We start from the raw sequence: 17,855 nt of genomic DNA, 5'->3' as shown, positions 1-17,855 counted from the left end.
CCGTCCTGATCAACCCGGGAGGCACAGCATGGCATCGATTCACAAAGAGATTTTCCTCGGCGCACCGGCAGACGATGTCTGGTCCGCACTGGCCGACTTCGGCGCGCTGCACACAAGGCTGGTGCCGGGCTTCGTCACCGACACAAAGCTGGACGGCGACGCGCGTATCGTGACGTTCGCCAATGGGTCCGTCGCACGCGAAAGACTGGTCACCTGCGACCACGACCGGCAGCGCCTCGTCTATGCCATCGTCAGCGAACGGATCGGCCAGCACAGTGCGTCAGCGCAGGTGTTTGCCGATGGCGATGCGCGCTGCCGGTTTGTCTGGACGGCCGACGTGCTGCCGAATGAGATCGCGCCTTATATGAGCGAGCAGATGGATCTGGGCCTGGCGGCGATGCAGACCCAATTCGGGAAAGCCGCGCGATGACGGCATCGTTTCTCGATGCGCTCGCAGCGGACGGCCCCGCCCCGGATCGCGTCGGGCAGATGGATCTCTATGGCTGGCTGATCGGCGCCTGGGAGCTCGATGTGGTCAGGTATATGACGGACGGCGAAGAGCGCCGGCGCAAGGGCGAATGGCATTTCGGCTGGGTGCTGGAAGGCCGTGCCATCCAGGATGTCTGGATCGTGCCGCCGCGCGGCCAGTTGCGCGACGGCGACGCCGCAGCGAATGCCTACTCGTATGGAAGCACGCTGCGGATCTACGACCCACGTATCGATGCGTGGCAGATCCAGTGGACCGATCCGGTGATGCAGAATTTTCTCACCATGACCGGCCGCAAACAGGGCAACGACATCGTCCAGCTCGGCCGCGACAATGACGGACGCCCGATCCGCTGGAGCTTCTCGCAGATCACGCCGCGCTCGTTTCTATGGCGCGGCGAGACCTCGCATGACGACGGCGCGACGTGGCGGCGCGATGTGGAATTTACTGCGACGCGCGTCGGCTAGAAACTGCTCAGACGAGCTCCGGCCGAATCTCGGGCACGGGGCCAGCCTTCGGTCCCCACGACGTCAGCAGTACGCTGAGCGCCGACAGCACGCCGAGCAGCACCATGGACGCCGCCGCGAGCCAGAAAAAGCTTGTGGCCGAGGCATCGATCGACAGCAGCCACCAGCCTCCAACGCTGACGAAGACCAGCCGCGCGGTTTGCGCTAGCACCGGGCCGAGTACCTTGGCGGCGCCCTGCGAGGCAAAATAGGCCACCGTGGACAGCCCCAGAAAGGCATACATTGGCGCACAGGTGGCCAGATAGGTCCGGCTTGCCGCACGCACACCGGCATCATTGGTGAACATATTGACCCAGGCATCGGGGAAGATCGCGATCAGCGTGCCGAGCAGGCCGACGACACCGAAGGCGATCACGCTGCCAGTCCAGGTCACGCGGCGCGCACGCGCGATGCGGCCAGCGCCGATTGCCATGCCGACGATCGGCACCGAGGCGATACCCACCGCGAAAGCCAGCGTGCTCAGCATGAATTCGAGCCGCGCACCGATGCCGTAGCCGGCCAGCACCGCGGTGCCGTATTGCGCCAGCATATGGGTGAAAATCAGGAGAGTCAGAACGCCCTGTAGCGGATTGAAACAGGCGATGGCACCCACTTTCAGAATATCGAAGAACATTCCGCGCTGAATGCGAAAGCCCTTGATCTGAGGCCGGACTCGCGCACGACCGGAAAAGACATACCAGCCCATGACGCCTGTGCCGATCGTGAATGCAATCAGCGTGCCCGCCGCGACGCCGGGCATGCCGAATTGCGGGATCGGACCGAAGCCGAGGCCCAGCACGCCACCAAGAACCACTTGCAAGGCGGCCCCCGCCATCTGCATGGCGGAGGGCATCTTCATGTTGCCGGTGCCGCGCAGGATCGCCGCGAAGGTATTCAGCAGCCATGGGATCACGCCACCAGCGAAGAAGACGGTGATGTAGCCCTGCGCCTGGCTCAGCACATTGCCGCGGCCACCAAGCAGTTGCAGCAGCGTGGAGCCGAAGGTCAGCATGCCGACCGTGAAGGTGAGGCCGAAGCAGATGGCGATCAGCAGTGCATGGCCCGCCAGCGTATCGGCGCGCGCGCGGTCGCCGGCGCCGAGCGCGCGCGCGATGGCCGAGGACACGCCACCGCCCATGGCGCCGCCGGACATGGTCATGGTCAGCATCACGAAGGGAAACACCAGCGCCATCGCCGCCAAGGCTTCGGTGCCGAGCCGGCCGACATAGGTGGTCTCGAAAATAACGACAACGGCACCTGCCGTCAGCGCGATGACATTGGGCCAGGCCAGCCGCAGGATGGTCGGCAGAATGGGATGATCCAGCAGGGGATTTTTGGCGGGCGCCTTCAGGCTCGGGAGCGGCTGCTTGTCGGCATCGACCAATCGGGGTTCGGCGACGACAGCGTCGGACATGCATTCTCCCTGAGCTTCCGGTCTTGCCTGCCGGACACCTCGTTCGTAGCACCGATCACAGACAATGCCATGCCCGGCGCACGCATGGGGGATGCTCGATTTGCACTGCAGTATGAGCGAATATCGGTGCTAGCCGATCGTCCAGATGAACGGCAGCGCACCGCCCACGCCCGGCGTCATCGTGACGGGTATATTTCGACCGCATCCGGCGGCGAGGCCCTCGACCAACCCCTGCAAGGCCCTCGCGCAGGCGGCATTGTTGTCGGCGACGCCATCCATCAGTTTCCAGCTCTGCTGCCGGATCTCGAACTGGCCCTCGGATGTGCTGATCTCCACAATGTCGTCCTGCGCTGCGAACAGGGTGCCGAGGAAGTCGGCGAAAGCCTTGGCGTCGCCGCGCGGCAGGCCAAAGCCCGCAGACACCTCGTCGAAATACTGCATGCCGATCAGCTTGCCGGTAAGATGCAGCAAATAGCCTGCATCGACCGGGCCGAACAGTTGAACCGCCACAGGCGCTGCGGTCCGTACATATTCCATGGCGTAGTTGCGATAGGCCTTCTCCAGCCGGGCTTTCGGCCAGCTATCGACGGGCAGCGCCGGCGCCTTCGCGGGATCGAACAACGGCGCTTCCAGATGGCGCGCGAACACCAGACGCTGATCGATATCCAAATCATGGTCGTATTCGCAGTAATAGCCTTCGAGCCCATCCTGGCCATCGACGCTCTGCTTGGTACAGACGAAACCCATGCGGGGATTGCCGAGCGAAACGCCATTGTTGGCGTGCCAGCCGCGCAGCATCGCGCGCGAGACCTCGCCGGGCACACCGCAGATTGCCGTGCCGCGCCAGATCCAGCGCGGCGGCGGATAGCGGATCCAGGCCTTGCGGTCGCTCTCAACCATGTACTCGACCGACACGCCGCCGATCCAGTTCGAGAGATAGTGATACTGGGCCGCAGCGACCGCGGGCGGCAGGCCGGACAGACCGAGCTTCACGAGTCCCGGCAGAAAGCGCTCCTGCTGCTGCCGACGGAAGATCCGAAACATGAACTCGGCGGCGTCTGCCGTGCCGCGGCGCGTGACCGTGGTCAGAATCAGGCCGGTGAAATAGGCGTGATAAAGATCGGCGACGCTACGCCAGCGCGTCCACGTGGCTTCGTCGCTCGTATTTGTCGGTCCGGTCATCGTTTCTTCCCTGTTTGTTGGGAGGACCATAGCCGTGCATCACTCCGGCTTCACATGAAATTCATGCAGGGAGGCCGAACGTTCCTGCATCGCGCGCATTGAATTCCGTTAGCCACAAGGACATTCCATGCGCCAGAAATTTTTGCTTTCCGCCTGTCTCGTCGCCCTGGCGCTGCCACTGGCCGGATGCAACGAGAAATCCACCATTGCGTCAGGCGAAGATTTCGGACCGTCACCGAAGCTCGTTGAGCCCAACAAGTCGCTTATTCCAACGGTCAATGTCTCCAAGGCCGTCGGGTGGCCCGCGGGCGCCAAGCCGAAGGCTGCGGAAGGCATGACGGTCAACGCTTTTGCTAAAGGCCTCGATCATCCGCGCACGGTCTATGCGCTGCCCAATGGCGACGTGCTGGTGGCAGAAAGCAATGCGCCGCCGAAACCGGAAGATGGCAAGGGCATCAAGGGCTGGGTCATGAAACTGGTGATGGGCCATGCTGGCGCGGGCACACCGACGGCCAATCGTATTTCGCTGCTGCGCGACGCGGACGGCGACGGCGTAGCCGAGACGAAGACAGCGTTTCTCGAAGGGCTCAACTCACCCTTCGGCATGGTGCTGGTGGGCGACGAATTCTTTGTCGCCAATGCCGATGCTGTGGTGAAGTTTCCCTACAGGACCAATGATACCAGGATCACGACGCCAGCCGTGAAGGTGGCTGACCTGCCCGGCGGCCCGATCAATCACCACTGGACCAAGGATCTCACGGCGAGCCCCGACGGCACGAAACTCTATGCAACCGTCGGCTCCAACAGCAATGTCGGCGAGAACGGCATGGAGGCCGAGAAAGACCGCGCCGCGGTGTTTGAGATCGACCGCGCGACCGGCGCCTCACGCATCTTCGCATCCGGTCTGCGCAATCCCAACGGCCCGTCATGGCAGCCGCAGAGCGGCGCGTTGTGGGTCACCGTCAACGAGCGCGACGAAATCGGCAGCGACCTTGTGCCAGACTATATGACCTCGGTGAAGGATGGCGGCTTCTACGGCTGGCCCTACAGCTATTACGGCCAGCACGTCGATGTCCGCGTGCAACCACCACGTCCCGACATGGTTGCCAAAGCCATCGCGCCCGATTACGCGCTCGGTGCGCATACCGCATCACTCGGGCTGACCTTCAACACCGGAGACCTGTTTCCAGCCAGCATGAAGGGCGGTGCCTTCATCGGCCAGCACGGCTCGTGGAATCGGCGCCCGCAAAGCGGCTACAAGGTGATCTTCGTGCCCTTCACCGACGGCAAGCCATCGGGCAAACCGCAGGATGTGCTCACCGGCTTCCTCAATGACAGTGGCGAAGCGCAGGGACGCCCGGTCGGCGTGCGCATCGACAGCAAGGGCGCACTACTGGTGGCCGACGATGTCGGCAATACGGTCTGGCGCGTGACGCCATCGGGCGCGAAGGCTGCAGCGTTGAAGTGACACCAGAGCGCTGACAAAGCTCCGTCATGGCCGGGCAGCGCGAAGCGAGGGCTTCACTTGATTGTCCCGGCCATCCACGTCTTCCTGAGTTTATGGCCGAGACGTGGATGCCCGGCACGAGGCCGGGCATGACGAGTTTTTATTACTTCGCCTATCCCACTTGAAATTCTTCACGTCACCGGCGCGGGGTTGAACAGCACCAGGTCGTTGTGCAGTCCCCATTTGTCCGCCCAGACCTGCTTGCGACCGCTGGCGACGTCGAGGATCAGCTGGAACAGCTCCCAGCCGGCTTCCTCGATGGTCATCTCGCCTGACGCAATGCGGCCGGCGTCGAAATCGATCAGGTCCGACCAGCGCTTCGCCAGTTCAGTCCGCGTCGAGACCTTGATGACCGGTGCCTGCGCCAGCCCATAGGGCGTGCCTCGTCCGGTGGTGAAGATCTGCATCTGCATGCCGGCGGCAAGCTGCAGCGTGCCGCAAACGAAATCGCTGGCTGGCGTTGCTGCAAACAGCAGTCCCTTCGTCGTCGCGCGCTCACCCGGACCAATGACGCCGCTGATTGCGCTCGAACCGGACTTGACGATGGAGCCCAATGACTTCTCGACGATATTGGCAAGACCACCCTTCTTGTTTCCGGGCGTCGTATTGGCGCTGCGATCGGCGCCCCCGCGTGCCAGATATGAGTCGTACCAGTCCATCTCGCGTATCAGCGCGCGGCCGACATCCTCGTTGACCGCACGGCGCGTCAACAATTCGATCGCGTCACGCACCTCGGTGACTTCGGAGAACATCACCGTGGCGCCGGCGCGCACCAGCAGATCGCTCGCGAAGCCGAGCGCTGGATTGGCGGTCACACCGGAAAACGCGTCACTGCCGCCGCATTGCAGACCGATCACGAGGTCGGAAGCCGGACAGGTCTCGCGCTTGCGCTGGTTCAGGATTTTCAAGCGCGCTTCAGCCATGGTGATGATCGTATCCACCATGTCGCCAAAGCTCTGATTGCTCTCATCCTGAAGGCGCATCATGCTCGCAGGATCCTCCTTCGGCAGCAAACGCTCCGGTGCGAGCTTCTCGCAGCCAAGGCCGACTACCATCACCTCGCCGCCGAAATTCGGATTGCGCGCGATGTTCTGCAGTGTGCGGATCGGAATATAGGCATCCGGCGCATTGATGGCGACGCCACATCCATAGCCGTGGGTGACGGCGACAACGTCATCGACATTCGGATAGCGCGGCAGCAGCTCGGCTTTGATCTTCTTGAGCGCAAATTCGAGCGTGCCGGCGACGCATTGCACCGACGTGCTGATGGCGAGAATATTCTTCACGCCGACGGAGCCGTCGCGATTGCGAAAACCTTCGAATGTGTAATCGTTCAGCGGCGGCTGCGTTTCCGGAACCGCATTGGCAATCTCAAGACTGTCGAGATCCGGCGCATCGGGCATGTGGATACGCGCCTCCTCTACCCATTCGCCGGCATAAATCGCATCGAGGGCATAACCGATGATCTCGCCGTAGCGGATGATGGGCGCATCCTTGGCGATATCGGAGAGCGCCACCTTGTGGCCCTGCGGCACGAAGTTACGCAGCTCCAGGCCGCCGGTCATCAGGGTGCCCGCGGGCAGGCCAAAATCATTGACGATGATGGCGACATTGTCGCGCGCATTCAGTTTGATGTAGCGCGGCGCATATGCATCTGCTGCCAGCGTGGTGGCCATCGCCTTGTCCTTCCCAAATCTGCCGGCATTCGCGCCGGTCTCGTAGCAGAGCAGTAGCACAAAAGATGACGGTGTCGCGCACTTGACCGGCGCGCTCTGCAGCCCGAATGATGACCTTGAAATGGGCCGGCGCGCCCGAATTCATGCAGAAATGGAATGAACGTGCGTCTTTTCGTCTTCGGGCTCGGCTACAGCGCAAACCGGTTCATTGCTCGGCACGGCGGTCAATTCATCGGGATTGCCGGCACCATCCGCACGGCCGGCAAGTCGGCTGCCCGCGATATCGAGACGCTGGTCTTCAATCCGGATGTCACCGATCCCGGCATTGCCGATCACCTCGCGAGCGCCGATGCGCTGCTCGTCTCGGTCCCGCCCGGCACAGACGGCGATCCCGTGCTGCGGACCTTCGGCTCCGTGATCGCGGCCAGCGGCATCCGGCGCATCATCTATCTCTCCAGCGTCGGGGTTTACGGCGATCATCAGGGCGCCTGGATCGACGAAACCGCCCCGGTCTCCGGCGAGGGCCGACGCAAGGCACGTATCGATGCCGAAGACGCATGGCGCGCCGTGGCCGGCGATCGCACGACGATCCTGCGCATCGCCGGCATCTACGGTCCCGGCCGCAATGCGCTGGAGAATCTCAAAACCGGCAAGGCCCATCGCATCTTCAAGCCGGGCCAGGTGTTCAACCGCATCCATGTGGACGACATCGCAACATCTGTCGCCGCAGCATTCGATCACGCGCAGACCGGCATCTTCAATCTCTGCGACGACGAGCCGGCGCCGCCGCAGGACGTCGTCACCTATGCCGCAGCGCTGATGGGCATCGCGCCGCCGCCCGAGCAGAACTTCGATGACGCCGAGATGAGCCCAATGGCGCGCAGCTTCTATGCCAGCAACAACCGCATCTCGAATGCGCGGCTGAAACGCGAGCTCGGCGTGAAGCTCGCATTTCCAACCTACCGCGAAGGCCTCACGGCACTGTGGGAACAACGCGAGGTCTAGGCAGCGAGTGACCTGCGGACTACCGGCCGGTCATCGCCTCCAGCCTGTCCGGATATCGGTTGCCCTGCACGGTGATTTTTGCAGCAATGCTGTCGATATCCCGCAGATCGTTGGCTGTCAGCTCAACGTCTGCTGCACCGAGGTTCTCTTCAAGCCTGTGCAGTTTCGTGGTGCCCGGGATCGGCACAATCCACGGCTTCTGGGCCAGCAGCCACGCCAGCGCGATCTGGGCCGGCGTCGCCTGCTTGCGTCCGGCGATCTCGCCGAGCAGATCGACCAGCGCCTGGTTGGCCTTGCGCGCTTCGGGCGTGAAGCGCGGGAGGATATTGCGGAAGTCTCCGCTGTCGAGCGTCGTGCACTCGTTCATGGCGCCCGTGAGAAAGCCCTTGCCGAGCGGGCTGTAGGGGACGAAGCCGATACCGAGCTCCTCAAGCGTCGCCAGCACTTCCTTTTCGGGGCCACGCGTCCACAGCGAATATTCGCTCTGGATTGCGGTGATCGGCTGTACGGCATGGGCACGGCGAATTGTCGTCACGCCCGGCTCGGACAGGCCGAAGTGCTTCACCTTGCCCTCGCGGATCAGGTCCTTCACCGCACCGGCGACATCCTCGATCGGCACGTCGGGATCGACGCGATGCTGGTAGAACAGATCGATGGCATCGATCTTCAAGCGCTTGAGCGATGCTTCGGCGACCTCACGAATATGTGCGGGGCGGCTGTCGAGACCGACCTGCTGACCGGTTGCGGGATCGAGCCTGAAGCCGAATTTGGTGGCGATGACCACCTGATCGCGAACCGGCGCGAGCGCCGCGCCGACGAGTTCTTCATTGGTGAACGGGCCATAAACTTCGGCGGTGTCGAAGAACGTGACGCCGCGTTCGACCGCCGCGCGGATCAGTGCGGTCATTTCCGTTGTGTCGGCCGGAGGCCCGTAGCCGAAACTCATGCCCATACAGCCGAGCCCGATGGCCGAGACCTCCAGTCCGCTGCGTCCGAGTTTGCGTGTCTTCATGTCAGATCTCCTGTGCCATCCGGCCAATGAGCGGCTCCCGCGCTGGTGGGATTTTGCCGCCGACATGCGACATCTGGAGATCGTGCGCCCATGAGACTAGATGATATAATCTGCACGCACTTATCAGCCGGATTCATGAATGGCCCGCCAGACAATCGACGACCTCCTCGCTTTCTTCGCCGTCGCGAAGGAGGCGAGCTTCACGCGCGCAGCCGCCAAGCTCGGCGTCTCGCAATCCGCGCTCAGCCACACCATTCGCGGTCTCGAGGAGCGGCTTGGACTGCGGCTCCTCACCCGAACGACCCGCAGCGTGGCGCCGACCGAGGCTGGCGAACGCCTGATCCGGACGATCGGCCCCAAGCTGGAAGAGATCGACGCCGAACTCGCGGCCGTCACGGAGCTGCGCGAGAAGCCGGCCGGCACCATCCGCATCACCACCGGTGAGCATTCCGCCGAAACGATCATCTGGCCCGCCCTCGCCAAGCTGCTGCCGCGCTATCCCGACATCAAGGCCGAACTCGTCGTCGATTACGGCCTCATCGACATCGTCGCGGAACGCTACGACGCCGGCGTTCGCCTGGGCGAACAGGTCGCAAAAGACATGATCGCCGTCCGCATCGGGCCGGACTTTCGCATGGTCGTGGTCGGCGCACCGTCCTATTTCGCCAAACGACCGCTGCCGAAACGCCCGCAAGACCTCACCGCGCATGACTGCATCAATATCCGCCTGCCGACCATGGGCGGCCTCTATGCGTGGGAGTTCGAGAAGCGCGGGCGCGCCTTGAAAGTGCGCGTCGATGGCCAGATCGTGTTCAACAACATGTCGCTGCGCCACAAGGCGGTGCTGAACGGACTGGGGCTGGCCTATTTGCCGGAGGATCGCGTGCGCGATCACATTGCCTCAGGCCGGCTTGTTCAAGTGCTTGACGATTGGTGCCAACCGTTCTCGGGTTATCACCTTTATTATCCGAGCCGCCGACAACCGACATCCGCATTCGCGGCGCTGGTTGAAGCGTTGCGTTACCGTGGCTGATCAACGGTTGTCGTGTTCCAGCGCCTCAATCCGAACGTGATTGAAACGAAATCGCACATTGTGAAAAGTTCCTGAATCAATTTGGGCGATGCTGTGTCCTAAGCGCGACGTGGTCGCCAAAGCTGCCTTTTTCGTTTGAGGCGCTGTTGCACGCGTGTGACAGCAATCACTGCGCAATAGTCTAGGTTGCCTTTCGTCATCCCCCGTCGGGATTGAGAAGGAACACCTGATGAAGAAGCTTCTACTGTCTACCGCTGCTCTGGCCCTCGTCGCTTTGGCCGCTCCGGCGTCCGCTGCTGACCTGGCTGCGCGCCCTTACACCAAGGCTCCGGCCTATGCTCCGGCTGCTCCGATCTACAACTGGACCGGTTTCTACATCGGCGGTCACATCGGCGGCGCGTTCCCGGGCAACGACAACAACCTGCTCGGCGGCAGCAATGACGGCACGTTCATGGGCGGTGTGCAGGGTGGTTACGACTACCAGTTCGCCCCGAACTGGGTGTTCGGTCTTGAAGCCAATTACAGCTTCCTCTCCACCAGCAGCAACTTCGACAATCGCGGCCTCGGTTCGGTCACCGGTCGTCTCGGTTACACCTGGGGTCCGGCCTTGCTTTACGTAAAGGGCGGTTACGCCTGGGCTGACTCGCGCTTCACCAACGGCTTTGCCGGCGACGGCGGCCGCGATGGCTACACGGTTGGCGGCGGTCTCGAATATCTGTTCACCCAGAACTGGTCGGGCAAGGTCGAATATCAGTATTACGACTTCGGTAACGTCAACTTCATCACGCCGACCCTCGCCGTTGGTGGTTTCAAGAACGACGAGCACACGATCAAGGCCGGCCTGAACTATCGCTTCAATCTGGGCAACTTCGGCGCAGGCTTCGTTCAGTAAGCCTGACGATCTATCGTCTACTTCGTCTCCAGAAAAAACTTAGGCCCGCAGCAATGCGGGCCTTTTTTCTTGCTTACTCGGAGCGGTGAGCAATCAGACTTTGAAGTGCTTCGACAGCTTCAGGCTCTGGCCCTGATAATTCGAGCCGATACGCTGGCCGTAGAGGGCATCCGGACGATCCAGCATGCGCTCATAGACGAGACGGCCGACGATCTGGCCATGTTCGAGAATGAACGGCACTTCGCGCGAGCGCACTTCCAGCACCGCGCGCGAGCCTTTGCCGCCAGCGCCGTCATGACCGAAGCCCGGATCGAAGAAGCCGGCATAGTGGACGCGGAATTCGCCGACCAGCGGATCGAATGGCACCATCTCGGCGGCGTAGTCCGGCGGCACCTGCACCGCCTCCTTGGAGGCGAGAATGTAGAACTCGCCGGGATCGAGGATCAGCGTGCCGTCCTTGCGCGCCGAGATCGGCTCCCAGAATTCATTGACGCTGTAGCCACCGCGGCGATCGATATCGACCACACCGGTATGACGCTTGGCGCGGTAGCCGACGAAGCCCGAGGCATTCTCGCCGGAGAGATCGACAGACAGCGCGAGGCCATTGTTGAGGTCGGCAGTGTCGCTGTCGACCAGCGGCTCCTGCGCGTGGAGTTCTTCCAGCGCCTCGGTGTCGAGCACCGCATCGCCGACCCGGAAACGGACCTGCGACAGGCGCGAGCCTTCGCGCAGCAATACCGGAAATGTCTTCGGGCTGATCTCGGCATAAAGCGGCCCGTGATAGCCCGCACCGATCACATCGAACCGTCTGGTGCCATCAGCAATCACCCGCGTGAACACATCGAGGCGTCCCGTGGAGCTCTTCGGATTGGCAGCCGCGAAGATGTTCGGCGGCAGCGCCAGGCTTTCGATCAGCGGCACGATGTAGACGCAGTTGGTTTCCAGCACCGCGCCATCGGACAGGTCGATCTCGTGCAGCTTCAACTCGTCGATGCGTTCGGCGACCGTCGAATTCGGCCCCGGCAGGAAGCTGGCGCGCACGCGATAGGCGATGGAGCCGAGCCGCAGATCGAGGCTGGCAGGCTGGATCTGGCTCTCGACGAAGGGATATTCCGGCAGGATCAGGCCGGCATCGGCCATCGCCGCAATCATGCGGTCGGGCAGAATTCCATCGGCATCGGGGGCAAGCGTAAACGGCACAGGTCTCGTCCTTCGGTCGTCCTTCAGCGAGAATACACTGAAAAATAGCGACTTTACCGGTTATCTCAGCCCCGCCTTGACGAAAAGGGCAAGCGGGAATATGCACATCGTTATCCCGTGGTGATTTGAGCCGGCCGGCTTGCAGCCACGTAAAATAAGTCGCTAAACAGGCCGGGGACACATGTCCTTCCAGCATGCGATCCCGGCCTGAGGACGTCCGTCCAGGCCGGTTTTTTGTGCCCGTGTTACGCGGGTACGTTGGAGGTCACATGTCTACGAAGTCCTATCGCCCCGAAACCCGGCTCGTTCATTCCGGCGCGCTGCGCTCGCAATTCAACGAGACGTCCGAAGCCCTCTTCCTCACGCAGGGCTTCATCTACGAGACCGCAGAAGCCTGCGAGGCGCGGTTCAAGGGCGAAGATCCCGGTTTCATCTATTCGCGCTTTTCGAATCCGAATACGTCGATGTTCGAGAGCCGCATGATCGACCTCGAAGGTGCGGAGGCTGCACGCTCGACGGCCACCGGCATGGCCGCCGTGACCACCGCCATTCTCGCGCCGCTGCGCATGGGCGATCACGTCGTCGCCGCCAAGGCGCTGTTCGGCTCCTGTCGCTACGTCATCGAAGAGCTGCTGCCGCGCTACGGCATCGAATTCACGCTTGTCGATGGACTCGACCTCGACCAGTGGCAGAAGGCGATGCGCCCAAACACCAAGTCGCTGTTCCTGGAAAGCCCGACCAATCCGACGCTTGACGTGCTCGACATATCAGCCATCGCTGACATCGCCCATGCCGGCGGTGCGCGACTGATTGTCGATAACGTGTTCGCGACGCCGCTCTGGCAGAGCCCGCTCGCGCTCGGTGCAGATGTCGTCGTGTATTCGGCAACCAAGCACATCGACGGTCAGGGACGCTGCCTCGGCGGCATCATCCTGTCGTCGAAGGACTTCATCGACGAGCATATTCATAACTATCTGCGCCAGACAGGCCCCTCGATCTCACCGTTCAATGCATGGACGCTGGTGAAGGGGCTGGAGACGCTGGCGATCCGCGTCGAGCGGCAGACGCAGACCGCGGCTGCCCTCGCAGACGTGCTGGCCCAGCATCCGAAGATTTCGCGGCTGATCTATCCGGGCCGCGAGGATCATCCGCAGGCGGCGACGGTGAAGAAGCAGATGCGTGCGGGCTCGACGCTGATCGGCTTCGAGGTGAAGGGCGGCAAGGCAGCAGCCTTCCGCGTCCTCAACGAGCTGAAAGTCGCCCGCATCTCCAACAATCTCGGCGACGCCAAGAGCCTGGTCACGCATCCGGCGACAACGACGCATCAGCGCCTGCCGCTGGAAGCGCGGCTCGAACTCGGGATCACAGAGGGCTTCATCCGCTTCTCGGCCGGCCTCGAGCATCGTGACGATCTGATCGAGGATCTCGAAGCGGCACTGGCGAAGGCTTAGCCAATCTCTCCATCGTCATTGCGAGGAGCACTTGCGACGAAGCAATCCAGACTTTCTTTCAAGCAAGACTGGATTGCTTCGCTCAGCGAAAATCGCCGAAGGCGAATTTCGCGGGCTCGCAATGACGGCTGAGAGGCATTCGCCCCTCTTCGAACTTACAGCGGCTTCTGCGCCTGCTGAATCTGCGGCTCGTTGATGCCGAGCTTCACCTGGCCGACCGACTTGATGATGTTGTCGCCAAGCAACTGCGCGAAGCAGGCATAGCCCCAGTCATTCATGTGTAGGCCGTCGGCAATGACGAAGCTGTCGAACGACATCTGCTGACCTTCGTGCCATTCCTTCATCACTTCGAAGCGCGGGAAGATGCCGACCTTGCGCAGTTCGGCTACCTTGTGCAGCAGCGAGACCATCTTGCTGGTGCCTTCCGGCCGCGTATTCACCAGCGGCGAATATTGCGGATCGACCAGCACCAGATCGGCACCGGCCGCCTGAATGCGGGCGACGCCGTCTTCCACCATCTTGCTGGTTTCGCCGGGATCGAGATTGCGCAGCACCGCATTGGTGCCAACCTGCCAGATCACGAGATCAGGCTTCGAATTGATCACTTCGCTCTGCAGCCGCGCCATCATTTCCGGCGCATCTTCGCCGCCCTTGCCGCGGTTGAGCACGGTGATATTGGCCGAGGGATAGGCGCGGTGCAGCTGCGCTGCGAGACGGTTGGGATAGGTGAATTCCGGCGCCGTCGAACCGTAGCCCTCGGTGGAGGACGAGCCGAACGCAACGATGACCACGGGCTTGCCGGCAACGAGTTTGCTGGCCACATGCGGCAGCGCGCCCATCGCCTTCATGCCCCCTTTCGGTGTGCGGCAGGGGACGCGGCTCAAGATATCGGTCGCGGTCTTCGCGACTTCCTTGACCTTGTCGATGGCCTTCGCAGCGACGCCCCTCTTCGCGGCGTCCGCGGGATCATTGACCGCAATGCTCTGATCGGCGCCCTTGCCGTCAGCCGGGGCGGCCTGCGCCGCTTCGGCGTGCGCAATGGACGATGAGATCGGGAGCGCGAAGGTCGTGGAAGCGGCAAAGGCAGCGACGACAGCAAAGCGAGACAAATGGCCGACGAAACTCATTAACGCTGAATCCTCAAATCCGCTGCTTTGATCTTGGCCGCATCGACGACAAAGGTCGAAAGCGCCCGGCCAAGACAATCATGCACCCGCTTCGCCAGCTCCATGCCGGGCGACGCGCTGAACAGGTCAAAATCACCGCTCTCATTCCAGTGCCGCATGATGGCGAAACGGTCGAACAGCGGGACGTCGTGCTGCTGCGCCACCACACGCATATTATCTAGGTAGGCGGAGCCGGAAATCATCGTCTCCGTGCGCGGACTGTACTGCAGATTCATTAAAATGACGTCAGTTCCGGCCTTTTGCATGGCGGCAACGCCCTCATCCAAGGCGTTCCGGAAGTCGTCGGCGTCGGCCTGCTTCATGGCATCCACGGTTCCGGTCTGCCAGATCACCAGGTTCGGCTTCTTGTCCGTCACCAGCTGTTCCAGGGTCGGGGCCATTTCCTCGGCGGTCTTCTTGACCTGCAGCTCCAGCGCCATGTTCACCTCGACGCCCGGTAGCTTCTCCTTCAGATAGGCCTGCAGGCGGTTCGGATAGGCTGCGGAGTGGTCTGAGACCCCGATCACCGAGGATCGGCTGCCAATGACCAGAATATCGAGCTTTCCGCCCGGTTTCGCCGCAGCCTCGACCTTGGGCAGGGTGCTTTCGGAGGTCAGGAGGTAGGCGGGAACCTCACAGGTATGCGCGGGCGGTTCGGCCCGGACAGGAGCCGCCACCAGCAGGCCAGCCAGCATCGTGAGCCGCAGAACGGCCTTCATGCTTCCCCTCCTGCGAGATCCGCGTCGGATCGTTTGGCGCGGGATCCGCCTTTGACAGTGACGCCCTTGTACCACGAAAACACCCAGGCGGCGGTTGACATAACAACTATGCCGAGGAAGCTGATCAAGGCATGCATGCCAGCCCCGCCTGCGACCTCAGCCAGCACGAAATGGCCGGCAAAGGCCAGGAACACCCCGATACAGAAGATTTCGAGCGAGTGCTGGCCGCACAGCACCATCGGCCGCAGCCAGATCGATTTCAGCCCCGGCCAGTCCTTGGGCAGGAAACGGACCGTGAGCGCCGCCAGCGCCAGGAAGTGGGCGAAGCGCAGCACGTCGAGATCGGTTTTGTTGATGGGATACATCCACTGCTCGATGACCTTCGGCAGCAGATGATGGATCTGCGGAATGTACCAGGTCAGCGTCACCCAGAACGCCGCCAGAAGATAGGCCACGCAGAGCCATAGCGTGATGTTGGATGACAGTATCCGCGACATCCTGACGGCGCCGCCTAGTGCGCACCAGGCGCCGAACACGAACAGCAATTGCCAGGCGAACGGATTGAAGGCCCAGACGCCGTTCGGGTAAGCGGTCAGATGCAGGTCGAATTCCCAGGTCAGCGCATAAAGACCGACCGACAGCGCCAGCGTGAGATCGGCGCGGCGCCGCATCAGCCAGAGGATCGGCGGCAGGAACAGCATGAGGACGATATAGAGCGGCAACACGTCCATGTTGACCGGGCGAAATTTCAGCAACAGCGCCTGAACGATGGTCACGTCGGGCTGTTTGAGAAAATCGAGAATTCCCATTTCCTCTGAATAAAGCGGGTTCTCGAACCGCGTCGCGACATAGGAGATTTCCGCGAGGAAGATCGTGAACAGGAAGACGTGGGCGACATAGATCTGCCAGACCCGCTTGAAGATGCGCGCGCTGGCAACCAGCGTGCCCTGCTCCTGCATCGCGCGGCCATAGACGAAAGCGGCGGTATAGCCGGAGATGAAGATGAAGATCTCGGTAGCGTCGCTGAAACCGTAATTACGGATCGTCAGCCAGGTCAGGATATTCGGCGGCAGGTGATCGATGAAGATCAGCCACAGCGCCAGCCCGCGAAACAGATCGAGGCGCAATTCGCGTTCGGTGCCTGCAACGGGAAACGACACGGCATCGGCACGCGTCGAGACGCGCGACGCGGACACGTGGGAGGACGCATCTGCGTGGGGATGGCCGGCAATCGGGTCGGCAACAGAGGTCATTCAGCACCGCTCAACGGAAATCGTCGCATGATGAAAATCGACCGCCCCACACCACGCAGGCCATCTGCATGGGGCGATCCGTCACGTCATAGCCAAATCAGGGATCGATTATGGGGTAACTATGTTGAAACCGCGATGGGTTGCCGCCGTTCCGCGCAGCACTCCACGCCGATTTTCCCTGGATTTGGCCGGTAACGTGTTTTTCGCTATGCTTGCGACGCATTTTGAACGATGACACCGCCATGTACCGCGCCATCACACGACAGATCGAAGTCACCGTCGAACCGAATTTCATGCCTGAAAGCTCGTCGCAGGAGAAGCGACAGTTCTTCTGGTCCTATACGGTCGTCATCACCAATGCCGGCAAAGAGACCGTGCAGTTGAAGACCCGGCACTGGATCATCACCGATGCGTCCGGCCGCATGCAGGAAGTACGCGGCGAAGGCGTCGTCGGCGAGCAGCCCGTGCTCGGCCCCGGCGAACGCTTCGAATACACATCGCGCGTACCGCTGCCGACGACGTCGGGCTTCATGGAAGGCACCTATCAGATGGTGACCGATACCGGCGAGCCGTTCGAGATCGACGTGCCGCTGTTTTCGCTGGACGGACCGGACGGGAAGCGCGTGCTGAATTAGGCGACCGCCGAAATGTAGAAATGTAGGATGGGTAGAGCGTCTTCGCGAAACCCATCATCACCACCGTATGTTGATGTTGGTGATGGGTTTCGCTCCGGCGCAAGATGCGCCTGCGCTCTACCCATCCTACGGCCTCATCGCAGATTCAATTTTCAAACAGCCACTGCTCTTCAGACATGCGTCATCGCCCCCATTGTTTGCGGCGCGGGGGCGCCGTCGTTGCTTGCATTCCCTGCCCCGGTGAGAGGGCGTGCGGAACGCCGGGTGCCCGATGCACCCTTGGGCCTGATGCGAATGCGGTCTTCCGCAGGTTAGTGTGCATCAGGACTTTCGGAGGCGCCGAGCAAGTGCCCGACGTTCCGCATACGGTGTTTTTTCGGTTGCCTGCACATCTGCCATGGCGAACGGTCCCATCACCAAAATTAATGCCCCAGGGCGGAGGGACAGGGTAGCCGCAAAGCACTTGGCCGAACGCGTTTCGATTTGGTCGTCCGTCACACTGTCCAGGATTCTTTCCATCCCAAGGTCGGTCGTCTCCTTGCCAGTGGCAGTGCTGGCGCAGATCCGTCCTGCCCGAAGACAGACGTCACCCATGAACCGCGTGACGCCGCATCTCCGGCGTCTACCGCATCCTGCCCCGCGAACGTGACGATCGCGATCGCCCCTCTCGGTGGGGCAGGACGAAGGGGAATATAATCAAGGTGGGGATATTGTCAA

Annotated in this window: 16 protein-coding genes and 1 riboswitch; of the genes, 8 read left to right on the top strand and 8 right to left on the bottom strand. The window is 62.0% G+C overall.

All coding sequences use genetic code 11. The annotated features are described in order from the left end of the window. Positions 1–28 precede the first annotated feature (28 nt). Positions 29–430 (top strand): SRPBCC family protein, encoded by a 402-nt coding sequence (locus tag AB7783_RS25250; protein ID WP_184512971.1) that lies wholly within the window; start codon positions 29–31, stop codon positions 428–430. Beyond that, positions 427–954, top strand: a complete 528-nt coding sequence (locus tag AB7783_RS25245; RefSeq protein ID WP_184512969.1) for a hypothetical protein — start codon at positions 427–429, stop codon at positions 952–954. Before AB7783_RS25250 ends, AB7783_RS25245 begins: the two co-directional genes overlap by 4 nt. A gap of 7 nt (positions 955–961) precedes the next feature. Here AB7783_RS25245 and AB7783_RS25240 read toward each other — a convergent pair whose 3' ends face one another. Both AB7783_RS25240 and AB7783_RS25235 read right to left on the bottom strand, forming a co-directional pair. After that, positions 962–2,407: an MATE family efflux transporter gene (locus AB7783_RS25240; protein ID WP_441279104.1), complete on the bottom strand. Its 1,446-nt coding sequence runs from the start codon at positions 2,405–2,407 to the stop codon at positions 962–964. Positions 2,408–2,536: 129 nt separating this feature from the next. Beyond that, on the bottom strand, positions 2,537–3,589 hold the full coding sequence (locus AB7783_RS25235) for a hypothetical protein (protein WP_441279103.1): 1,053 nt from the start codon (positions 3,587–3,589) through the stop codon (positions 2,537–2,539). Positions 3,590–3,716: 127 nt separating this feature from the next. Here AB7783_RS25235 and AB7783_RS25230 point away from each other — a divergent pair, with 127 nt between their 5' ends. Next, positions 3,717–5,057 (top strand): PQQ-dependent sugar dehydrogenase, encoded by a 1,341-nt coding sequence (locus tag AB7783_RS25230; RefSeq protein WP_441279102.1) that lies wholly within the window; start codon positions 3,717–3,719, stop codon positions 5,055–5,057. Between the two features lie 170 nt (positions 5,058–5,227). On the opposite strand, the gene garD is transcribed toward AB7783_RS25230, so the two are convergent. Then, entirely contained in the window at positions 5,228–6,772 is a 1,545-nt protein-coding gene (gene garD, locus AB7783_RS25225; protein WP_441279101.1) for a galactarate dehydratase, read from the bottom strand. Between the two features lie 162 nt (positions 6,773–6,934). Here garD and AB7783_RS25220 point away from each other — a divergent pair, with 162 nt between their 5' ends. After that, positions 6,935–7,777, top strand: coding sequence for an SDR family oxidoreductase (locus tag AB7783_RS25220; RefSeq protein ID WP_441279762.1), 843 nt, complete (start codon positions 6,935–6,937; stop codon positions 7,775–7,777). 19 nt (positions 7,778–7,796) lie between these two features. Here the strand turns inward: AB7783_RS25220 and AB7783_RS25215 are convergent, their stop codons facing one another. Continuing rightward, positions 7,797–8,789: an aldo/keto reductase gene (locus tag AB7783_RS25215; RefSeq protein WP_441279100.1), complete on the bottom strand. Its 993-nt coding sequence runs from the start codon at positions 8,787–8,789 to the stop codon at positions 7,797–7,799. A 139-nt stretch (positions 8,790–8,928) separates the two neighbouring features. Between AB7783_RS25215 and AB7783_RS25210 the strand changes: the two genes are divergently transcribed. Next, a complete protein-coding gene (locus AB7783_RS25210) occupies positions 8,929–9,822 on the top strand; it encodes a LysR family transcriptional regulator (protein ID WP_089266774.1) in 894 nt (297 codons plus the stop codon). Between the two features lie 229 nt (positions 9,823–10,051). Further along, entirely contained in the window at positions 10,052–10,714 is a 663-nt protein-coding gene (locus AB7783_RS25205) for an outer membrane protein (protein WP_184512957.1), read from the top strand. Positions 10,715–10,807: 93 nt separating this feature from the next. On the opposite strand, the gene AB7783_RS25200 is transcribed toward AB7783_RS25205, so the two are convergent. Then, positions 10,808–11,914 (bottom strand): 2'-deoxycytidine 5'-triphosphate deaminase, encoded by a 1,107-nt coding sequence (locus AB7783_RS25200; RefSeq protein WP_068737579.1) that lies wholly within the window; start codon positions 11,912–11,914, stop codon positions 10,808–10,810. A 107-nt stretch (positions 11,915–12,021) separates the two neighbouring features. Beyond that, positions 12,022–12,101, top strand: a riboswitch (SAM riboswitch). 82 nt (positions 12,102–12,183) lie between these two features. Here AB7783_RS25200 and AB7783_RS25195 point away from each other — a divergent pair. After that, entirely contained in the window at positions 12,184–13,365 is a 1,182-nt protein-coding gene (locus AB7783_RS25195) for an O-succinylhomoserine sulfhydrylase (RefSeq protein WP_309940754.1), read from the top strand. 155 nt (positions 13,366–13,520) lie between these two features. Here AB7783_RS25195 and AB7783_RS25190 read toward each other — a convergent pair whose 3' ends face one another. From AB7783_RS25190 to AB7783_RS25180, 3 genes are read right to left on the bottom strand one after another with little or no spacing between them, the layout of a single operon-like run. Continuing rightward, positions 13,521–14,492, bottom strand: a complete 972-nt coding sequence (locus AB7783_RS25190) for an SGNH/GDSL hydrolase family protein (protein WP_439079036.1) — start codon at positions 14,490–14,492, stop codon at positions 13,521–13,523. Continuing rightward, the gene (locus AB7783_RS25185) at positions 14,492–15,250 is read right to left on the bottom strand and encodes an SGNH/GDSL hydrolase family protein (RefSeq protein ID WP_441279099.1); all 759 of its coding nucleotides are present in this window, start codon (positions 15,248–15,250) and stop codon (positions 14,492–14,494) included. Before AB7783_RS25185 ends, AB7783_RS25190 begins: the two co-directional genes overlap by 1 nt. Further along, on the bottom strand, positions 15,247–16,503 hold the full coding sequence (locus AB7783_RS25180) for an OpgC domain-containing protein (protein WP_441279098.1): 1,257 nt from the start codon (positions 16,501–16,503) through the stop codon (positions 15,247–15,249). The genes AB7783_RS25185 and AB7783_RS25180 overlap by 4 nt, the downstream gene beginning before the upstream one ends. A gap of 242 nt (positions 16,504–16,745) precedes the next feature. Between AB7783_RS25180 and apaG the strand changes: the two genes are divergently transcribed. After that, positions 16,746–17,138 (top strand): Co2+/Mg2+ efflux protein ApaG, encoded by a 393-nt coding sequence (apaG, locus tag AB7783_RS25175; RefSeq protein ID WP_089266768.1) that lies wholly within the window; start codon positions 16,746–16,748, stop codon positions 17,136–17,138. Positions 17,139–17,855 lie beyond the last annotated feature (717 nt).

It is taken from the genome of Tardiphaga sp. 172_B4_N1_3, assembly GCF_052076035.1.
GTDB classification, from domain to species: Bacteria; Pseudomonadota; Alphaproteobacteria; order Rhizobiales; family Xanthobacteraceae; genus Tardiphaga; species Tardiphaga robiniae.
The sequence above is the reverse complement of the archived record's forward strand: the minus strand, read 5'-3'. Positions and strand labels throughout refer to the sequence as shown.